The 8,773-nt window shown below is 70.4% G+C and carries 6 protein-coding genes; 1 reads left to right on the forward strand and 5 read right to left on the reverse strand.

The features are described 5' to 3' along the window. Positions 1-4 precede the first annotated feature (4 nt). From L0984_RS24390 to L0984_RS24410, 5 genes are read right to left on the reverse strand one after another with little or no spacing between them, the layout of a single operon-like run. Positions 5-1,639: an AMP-binding protein gene (locus L0984_RS24390; RefSeq protein WP_234196932.1), complete on the reverse strand. Its 1,635-nt coding sequence runs from the start codon at positions 1,637-1,639 to the stop codon at positions 5-7. 22 nt (positions 1,640-1,661) lie between these two features. Next, complete coding sequence (locus L0984_RS24395) at positions 1,662-2,825, reverse strand: acyl-CoA dehydrogenase family protein (protein ID WP_234196933.1); 1,164 nt, start codon at positions 2,823-2,825, stop codon at positions 1,662-1,664. A 1-nt stretch (position 2,826) separates the two neighbouring features. Then, positions 2,827-3,687, reverse strand: a complete 861-nt coding sequence (locus L0984_RS24400; RefSeq protein WP_234196934.1) for an enoyl-CoA hydratase family protein — start codon at positions 3,685-3,687, stop codon at positions 2,827-2,829. Positions 3,688-3,740: 53 nt separating this feature from the next. Further along, positions 3,741-4,511 (reverse strand): SDR family NAD(P)-dependent oxidoreductase, encoded by a 771-nt coding sequence (locus tag L0984_RS24405; RefSeq protein ID WP_234196935.1) that lies wholly within the window; start codon positions 4,509-4,511, stop codon positions 3,741-3,743. Next, the gene (locus L0984_RS24410) at positions 4,508-6,847 is read right to left on the reverse strand and encodes a bifunctional salicylyl-CoA 5-hydroxylase/oxidoreductase (protein ID WP_234196936.1); all 2,340 of its coding nucleotides are present in this window, start codon (positions 6,845-6,847) and stop codon (positions 4,508-4,510) included. Before L0984_RS24410 ends, L0984_RS24405 begins: the two co-directional genes overlap by 4 nt. Before the next feature lie 261 nt (positions 6,848-7,108). Here L0984_RS24410 and L0984_RS24415 point away from each other — a divergent pair, with 261 nt between their 5' ends. Beyond that, on the forward strand, positions 7,109-8,362 hold the full coding sequence (locus L0984_RS24415) for a styrene monooxygenase/indole monooxygenase family protein (RefSeq protein ID WP_234196937.1): 1,254 nt from the start codon (positions 7,109-7,111) through the stop codon (positions 8,360-8,362). The last annotated feature ends 411 nt before the right edge of the window (positions 8,363-8,773 follow it).

Raw genomic sequence — 8,773 nt, forward strand, 5'->3', positions numbered from 1 at the left:
CGGATCACGGGGTGGCTCCCGTCTGCGCCGCCTGCTTGAGCACGAAGCGCTGCAGCTTGCCCGTCTGCGTGCGCGGCAACTGCGCCACGAAGACCACCGAGCGTGGGTACTTGTAGGGCGCCACGGTGGCCTTCACGAAGTCCTGCAGCGTGCGCACCATGGCCTCGCCCGGCTCGCCCTGGCCGGCGCGCAGCACCACGAAGGCCTGCACGATCTGGCCGCGGTCGGCGTCGGGCGCACCGATGACCGCGCATTCGGCCACGGCCGGGTGCTGCATCAACGCCTCTTCCACCTCGGGCGCGGCGATGTTGTAGCCGGCCGAGATGATCATGTCGTCGGTGCGGGCCTGGTAGAAGAAGTAGCCGTCGGCGTCCATCACATAGGCATCGCCCGTGAGGTTCCAGCCGCCCTGCACGTACTGCGCCTGGCGCGGGTCCGACAGGTAGCGGCAGCCCGTCGGGCCCTGCACCGCCAGCCGGCCCACGGTGCCAGGCGACACCTCACGGCCTTGCTCGTCCACGATGCGGGCGCGGTAGCCGGGCACGGGCTTGCCGGTGGCGCCGGGCCGCGCGCCGGCCTCGTCGTGCGAGATGAAGATGTGCAGCAGCTCGGTGGAGCCAATGCCGTCGATCAGCTCGATGCCGGTGGCCTGCTTCCACAGCGCGCGCGTGGTGGCGGGCAGTGCCTCGCCGGCCGAGACGCACTTGCGCAGCGGCGTGGCGCGCAGCACGGCGCCCTGCTCGGCCAGCAGCCGGTAGGACGTGGGCGCGGTGAACAGCACCGTGGCGCCGAAGTCCTGGATGCCCTGCAGCAGTTGCGCCGGGCCGGCTTTTTCCAGCAGCACGGTCGAGGCGCCCACATGCATGGGAAAGAGCAGCAGCCCGCCCAGCCCGAAGGTGAAAGCCAGCGGCGGGCTGCCGATGAACACATCGTCGGCCGTGGCGCGCAGCAGGTGCGGCGGCCAGCAATGGCACACCGCCATCACGTCGCGGTGGAAGTGCATGGTCGCCTTGGGCACGCCGGTGGTGCCCGAGGTGAAGCCGAACAGGCAGGTGTCGTCGGCGGCCGTGTCCACGTTGTCGAAGACGGGCGAAGCCTCGGCCATCAGCGCCTCCAGGCCTTCGGGCCCGTCGGCATGGAAGTGGCGGATGTGCTGGAGCACCGGCGCCTTCTGCGCGGCGAGGGCCAGCTCTTCGGCCAGGGCGGTGTCGCACAGCGCATGCGTGACCTGGCCGATCTCCAGGATGGGCACCAGCTCCTTGGCGCGCAGCAGCGGCATGGTGGCCACGGCGATGCCGCCGGCCTTCATCACCGCGAACCAGCAGGCCGCGAGCATCGGGTTGTTGGGCGCGCGCAGCAGCACGCGATTGCCCGGCACCAGGCCCATCTGCGTCACCAGCACGTTGGCGATGCGGTTGGCCTTGTCCTGCAGCTCGGCATAGGTCCAGCGCAGGCCGGGCGCCAGGATGCAGGGCCGGTCGCCGCGGCCTTCGGCCACGTGGCGGTCCAGCAGTTCGGTGGCGCAGTTCAGGCGCGCGGGCATCTGCAGCGAGGGCATCTCGAAGATGAACTCCGGCTGCTGTTCGGGCGGCGGCAGGTGTTCGCGTGCGAAGGTGTCGACGTGGGCGCTGGCGGTCATGGCGGTCTCCGGCCGTGCGCGCTCAGGCGGCCTTGGGCGTGCCGGCCTCGCGCAGCAGCTCGCGGGCGATGATGAGCTGCTGCACCTCGGTCGCGCCCTCGTAGATGCGCAGGGCGCGGATCTCGCGGTAGAGCCGCTCCACCGGCTGCTCGCTCACCACGCCCAGGCCACCGAACATCTGCACGGCGGCGTCGATGACCTGCTGCGCGTTCTCGGTGGCGGTGAGCTTGGCCATGGCCGCGTCCTTGGTCACCGGCTCGCCGCGGTCGCGGCGCCAGGCGGCGCGGTAGGTCAGCAGCGCGGCGCTGTCGATGGCGGTGGCCATCTGCGCCAGCTTGGCCTGCGTGAGCTGGAAGTCGGCCAGCACGCCGTTGAACATGCGGCGCGTGGTGGCACGGGCCAGCGCCTCGTCGAGGGCACGGCGGGCAAAGCCCAGCGCGGCGGCGGCCACCGAGGTGCGGAACACGTCGAGCGTGCGCATCGCCACCTTGAAGCCCTCGCCCGCCGCACCCACGCGCTGGCCGGCGGGAACGCGGCAGCCGGTGAAGCGCAGCCGGGCCAGCGGATGCGGCGCGATCACCTCGATGCGCTCGGCGATCTCGAAGCCGGGCGTGCCGGCTTCGACGATGAAGGCGCTGATGCCCCGGGCGCCAGGGGCCTCGCCGGTGCGCGCGAACACGACGTAGAAGTCGGCGATGCCACCGTTGGAGATCCAGGTCTTCTCGCCGTCGAGCACGTAGTGGTCGCCGTCCTGCCGCGCGCTGCACTGCATGGCGGCCACATCGGAGCCGGCATCGGGCTCGGAGAGCGCGAAGGCCGAGATGGCCTCGCCGCGGGCCACGCGCGTCAGGTAGCGCTCGCGCTGCGCGGGCGTACCGTGCAGGCTGATCGCCCCGCTGCCCAGGCCCTGCATGGCGAAGGCGAAGTCGGCCAGGCCGCTGTGGCGGGCCAGGGTCTCGCGGATCAGGCAGATGGCGCGCGCGTCCATGGTCTGCGCCGATTCGCCGACGGCATGCTTGAGCCAGCCGCCGGCGCCCAGCGCCTTGACCAGCGCGCGGCATTCGGCGTCCACGTCATGGCCATGGTCCTGCGCGATGTTCTGCGCGGCCCAGGCGTCCACGGCCTTCGCCAGCTCGCGGTGGTGCGGCTCGAAGAAGGGCCAATCGAGGTAGGTCATATCGGCCACGTCAGTTCCCCTCGAAGACGGGCTTCTGCTTCGCCACGAAGGCCTCGTAGGCCCGCGTGAAGTCCTGCGTCAGCATGCACAGCGCCTGGGCCTGGGCCTCGGCCTCGATGGCCTGCTCAATGGTCATGGCCCATTCCTGGTGCAGCATGGTCTTGGTGATGCCGTTGGCGAAGCTGGGGCCTTCGGTCAGCTGGGCGGCCAGCTTCTGGGCCTCGGCCAGCACCTCGTCGGGCGCGCACAGGCGGTTGAAGAAGCCCCAGCGCTCGCCCTCCTCGCCGCCCAGGCTGCGGCCGGTGTAGAGCAGCTCGCTCGCGCGGCCCTGGCCCACGATGCGCGGCAGCATGGCGCAGGCGCCCATGTCGCAGCCGGCCAGGCCCACGCGGTTGAACAGGAAGGCGGTCTTGCTGCGGGCCGTGCCCAGGCGCAGGTCCGAGGCCATGGCCAGGATGGCGCCGGCGCCGGCGCACACGCCGTCGATGGCGGCCACGATGGGCTGCGGGCAGGCACGCATGGTCTTGACCAGCTCGCCGGTCATGCGGGTGAACATCAGCAGCTCGGGCGCCTTCAGCCGCACCAGCGGGCCGATGATCTCGTGCACGTCGCCGCCCGAGCAGAAGTTGCCGCCGGCGCCGGTGAGCACCACCGCCTTCACGTCGTCGGCCCACTTGAGCTGGTGGAACAGGTCGCGCAGCTCGGCATAGCTGTCGAAGGTGAGCGGGTTCTTGCGCTCGGGCCGGTCGAGCACGATGGTGGCCACGCCGTCCTTCACCGACCAGAGAAAGTGCTTGGCCTCGTAGCTGGCCAGGGGGCGCTGGTTGCCGGCCACCAGGGCCGGGTCCACGCGGGGAATGCTCTCGCTCATGCGGTCTCCGTTCTTTGCTGTCTGCGTTTGGGGGGCGGAAGGCGACGGCGCGGTCACATGACCTCGCCGCCCGCCACGGAAATGGATTGGCCGGTCACGGCGCCCGCGCCCTGGCCGCACAGCCAGGCGACGGCATCGGCCACCTCGTCGGGCTGCACCAGGCGGCCCTGCGGGTTGCTCTTGACGAGTTCGGCTCGCGCGGCCGCGGGGCTGCGACCGGTCTTGGCGACCACACGCTCGATGCTCTGGCGCACGATGTCGGTCTCGGTGTAGCCCGGGCACACGGCGTTGACAGTGATGCCCTTGGTGGCCAGCTCCAGCGCCAGCGAGCGGGTGAGGCCCACCACGCCGTGCTTGGCCGCGCAGTAGGCCGACACGTAGGCATAGCCCACCTGCCCCGCCGTGCTCGCCACGTTGACGATGCGGCCCCAGCCCGCCGCCAGCATGCCGGGCAGCACGGCCTGGCTGCAGACCATGGTGCCGGTCAGGTTGACGGCCAGCATGCGCTGCCACAGGCCCATGTCCATCTTGTGGAAGGGCGCGCTCTCGGCCTGGCCGGCGTTGTTGACCAGCGCGGCCACCGGGCCGAAGCGGCCTTCGGCCTGGGCCAGTGCGGCGGCCACCGCCTCGGCGTCGGCCACGTCGGCGCTGACGGCGAACAGGTGCTCGGCATCTTCCGCCGCCACGGCCTGCACGGCCTCGGCGCTGCGGCCCAGCACGGTCACCTGCCAGCCCTCGGCCACCAGGCGCCGCGCAATGGCGGCGCCGATGCCGCGCCCGCCGCCGGTCACCAGTGCATGGCGCGGGCCCGCGGCGCCGCTCACTTGGCGGCCCCCGCGGCCTCGGCCATGGCCTTCTCGCGGGCGAAGTTGGCTTCCATCTGCGGCTTGGCCGAGCGGTACTGCTTGGGCCATTGGATGGCCGTGTAGCCGATCTTGGCGGCCTCGGTCAGCGTCCAGGCCGGGTTGGCCAGGTGCGGACGCGCCACCGCGCACAGGTCGGCGCGGCCGGCGGCCAGGATGCTGTTGGCATGGTCGGCCTCGCTGATCGCGCCCACGGCGATGGTGGGAATGCCCGCCTCCTGCCGGATGCGGTCGGCGAAGGGCGTCTGGAACATGCGGCCGTAGACCGGCTTTTCCTTCTTGCTCACCTGGCCGGAGGAGCAGTCGATCATGTCCGCGCCCGCGGCCTTGAAGGCCTTGGCGATGGCCACGGCGTCTTCGGGCGTGATGCCGCCCTCGACCCAGTCGTGGGCCGAGATGCGCACCGAGATCGGCTTGTCCGCCGGCCAGGCGGCGCGCACAGCGGCGAACACTTCGAGCGGATAACGCAGGCGGTTTTCGAGCGAGCCGCCGTACTCGTCGGTGCGCTGGTTGGTCAGCGGCGAGATGAAGCTCGACAGCAGGTAGCCGTGGGCACAGTGCAGCTCCAGCCAGTCGGCGCCGGCCTCGGCCGCAGCGCGGGTGGACGCGACGAACTGCGCCTTCACCTCGGCCATGTCCTCGTGCGTCATGCCGCGCGACAGATGGCTCACGCCCTCCAGGTACTGCTGCGGCGAGGCCGACAGCAGCGGCCAGTTGCCCGATTCCAGCGGCTGGTCGATGCCGTCCCAGGCCAGGCGGGTGGAGGCCTTGGCGCCGGCATGGCCGATCTGGATGGCGAACTTCGCATCGGTGTTGGCATGGATCCAATCCGCGATGCGCTTGAAAGCCATCGTGTGCTCGGGCTTGTACAGGCCGGGGCAGCCGGGGGTGATGCGGCCCTCGGGGCTCACGCAGGTCATCTCGGCGAAGACCAGCCCGGCGCCACCCAGGGCGCGCGCGCCCAGGTGCACCAGGTGGTAGTCGCCAGCCACGCCGTCCACCGCCGAGTACTGCGCCATGGGCGAGACCACGATGCGGTTCTTGAGCGTGACGCCGCGCACCGTGTAGGGCGTGAACATGGGCGGCGGCGGGGTCCTGCCCTCGGCCACGGGCACGTCGGCGCGCTGCGCGAACCAGCGCTCGTAGCCTTCGAGCCAGCCGCGGTCGCGCAGGCGCAGGTTCTCGTGGCTGATGCGCTGGCTGCGCGTGAGCATCGAGTACATGAACTGCTCGGGCTCCAGCTGGTCGCAGTAGCGCTTGCCGCAGACCTCGAACCATTCCATGGCGTTCCAGGCCGCGTTCTGGATGCGCAGCGTCTCCACGCGACGGGCTTCCTGGTAGGCCTTCAGCACCTCGCGGATGTGCGCGCGGGTGTCGCCCTGGGCGACGAACAGGCGGGCCAGCTCGATGGCGTCCTCGATGGCCAGCTTGGTGCCGGAGCCGATGGCGAAGTGCGCCGTGTGCACCGCGTCGCCCATCAGCACCACGTGGCTGCCGTGTTCGTTCTGCAGCGACCACTGCTCGCAGACCACGCGCTGGAAGTTGATCCAGGCCGAGCCGCGCAGGTGCCGCGCATTGGTCATCAGCTTCGCGCCCTGCAGGTCGCCGGCAAAGATCTTCTCGCAGAAGTCGATGGACTGCTGCTGGTCGGCCTGGTCCAGGCCGTGGGCCTTCCAGGTGTCCTCGGTGGTCTCGACGATGAAGGTCGACGTGGTGTCGTCGAACTTGTAGATGTGGGCCTGGAACCAGCCGTGTTCGGTGCGCTGGAAGTCGAAGGTGAAGGCCTCGTAGACCTTGTTGGTGCCCAGCCAGATGAAGCGGTTGGGCCGCGCCACGATGTCGGGCTTGAAGACGTCGGAGTACTTGCTGCGGATGCGCGAGTTGACGCCGTCGCTGGCGATGATGAGGTCGGCGTCGGGGTAGTCGGCGTCGCTGTCGGCCTCGGTCTCGAAGACCAGGTTGACGCCCAGCGCCTCGCAGCGCGCCTGCAGGATGTTCAGCAGCTTCTTGCGGCCGATGCCCACGAAGCCATGGCCGCCCGAGCGGATGCGCCGGCCCTTGAACAGCAGCTCGATGTCGTCCCAGTGGTTGAAGGCCTGCTCGATCTCGTCGGCCGTCTCCCGGTCGCAGGCACGCATGTTCTCCATGGTCGCGTCCGAGAAGACCACGCCCCAGCCGAAGGTGTCGTAGGGCTTGTTGCGCTCGACCACGGTCACCTGGTGACCGGGGTTGTGCTTCTTCATCAGCAGTGCGAAGTACAGGCCGGCCGGCCCGCCGCCGATGCAGACGATGTTCATGGAGAGGCTCCTTTGCGATGGCTTGGGTTGGAGTCTCCTCCTCATTTAGTTTAGTTGTCAAGCAATTTGGGCCTGCCCCGCGTCGCCTGCGCAACTCGTGCAGCGGGCGGACAGGCGCTGCGGCCAGCGGATAGCGGCGGTGCGGGGCGCTTCCTAGCATGGCCCTGCCACGGTCGGGACAACCCCGCCGGTGCACCGCGAACCCCTTCCTGACTTGTTCATTCCCTTCCTCTTCGTCTGCATCCGCCAGGAGAACCATCCATGAGCCGCAAGATCGCCATCGTCGGAGCGGGCCAGTCCGGCCTGCCCCTGGCCCTCGCCCTGCAGGGCCGGGGCGACCAGGTCACCCTGCTCACCAACCGCAGCCCGGACGACCTGCGCCGGGGCAAGGTGATGTCCAGCCAGTGCATGTTCGACAACGCGCTGCAGATCGAGCGCGACTTCGGCCTGGACCGGTGGGCCGACGACTGCCCGCCCGTGGAAGGCATCGGCCTGACGGTGCCGCATCCGGAGCACCGTGGCGAGCGGCTGATCGACTGGTCTGCCCGGCTCGACCGTCCGGCCCAGGCGGTGGACCAGCGGCTGAAGATGCCGGCGTGGATGGAACTGTTCCGCGAGCGCGGCGGCAACCTCGTGCTGCAGGACGCCGGCATCGCCGAGCTGGAGGAGCTGGCCGCCACGCATGACCTGGTGGTGGTGTCCGCCGGCAAGGGCGAGATCACCCGCCTGTTCGAGCGCGACCCGGTGCGCAGCGTGTTCACGCAGCCGATGCGCGCGCTGGCCCTGACCTATGTGCACGGCATGGCGCCGCGCACGCCCTACTCGCGGGTGTGCTTCAACCTGATCCCGGGCGTGGGCGAGTATTTCGTCTTCCCGGCGCTGACGCTCAGCGGGCCCTGCGAGATCATGGTGTTCGAGGGCGTGCCCGGCGGCCCGATGGACTGCTGGAGCGACATCCGCACGCCCGAGGACCATCTGCGGCAGAGCCTGAAGATCCTCGACACCTACCTGCCCTGGGAGGCCGAGCGCTGCCGCAATGTGCGCCTGACCGACGACGGCGGCGTGCTGGCCGGCCGCTTCGTGCCGACGGTGCGCCGGCCGGTGGGCACGCTGCCCTCGGGCCGCCAGGTCTTCGGCATGGGTGACGCAGTGTGCGTGAACGACCCGATCACGGGCCAGGGCTCCAACAACGCGACCAAGGCCTTCAAGGTGGTGCACGACGCCATCGTGGCGCGCGGCGATGCGCCTTTCGACGCGGCCTGGATGACCGCGACCTTCGAGCGCTTCTGGGACTATGCCCAGCACGTGGTGCGCTGGACCAACACGCTGCTGGAGCCGCCGCCGCCCCATGTGCTGAACCTGCTGGGCGCGGCGGGCCAGATCCCGGGCGTGGCCCATGCCATCGCCAACAACTTCAACCACCCGCCGGGGTTCTTCCCGTGGTGGACCGATGCGCAGGCGTGCGAGCGGTTCATCGCGGAGCACGCGGGGGGTGGGGTGGCGGTGGCTGCCTGAGTGGGCGCGGGTGGTCCATGCTTCGATGCTTCGATGCTTCGATGCTTCGATGCTTCGATGCTTCGATGCTTCGATGCTTCGATGCGTCGGCTCGTGGGCTCGTGGGCTCGTGGGCTCGTGGGCTCGTGGGCTCGTCGGTTAGTCGTTCCACGGTTGGCGGTTGGCGGTCAGCGGCTGCGGTTGGCTGTGCCAGGTGATCGGCGGACCGGGGCGACGGTCCGGCCCTGGCGCCGGTGAGGGCGTGTCGGCGCTTCAAGTGGAGCGGTCGGCGCTGCGCGCCGACTCCCCTCCGGTGCTCGGGCAGACGGGCCGCGGCATAACTCGCTACGCGCTTCGCGCTGCGCTCAGACAAACGCCGCGAGTCAGTTCACGAAGCGGGCCTGTCCTTCGGCAGGCCCGCAGCCCGTCCGC

It is taken from the genome of Pseudacidovorax sp. NFM-22, from assembly GCF_021401245.1.
Classification (GTDB): Bacteria; Pseudomonadota; Gammaproteobacteria; order Burkholderiales; family Burkholderiaceae_C; genus Xenophilus.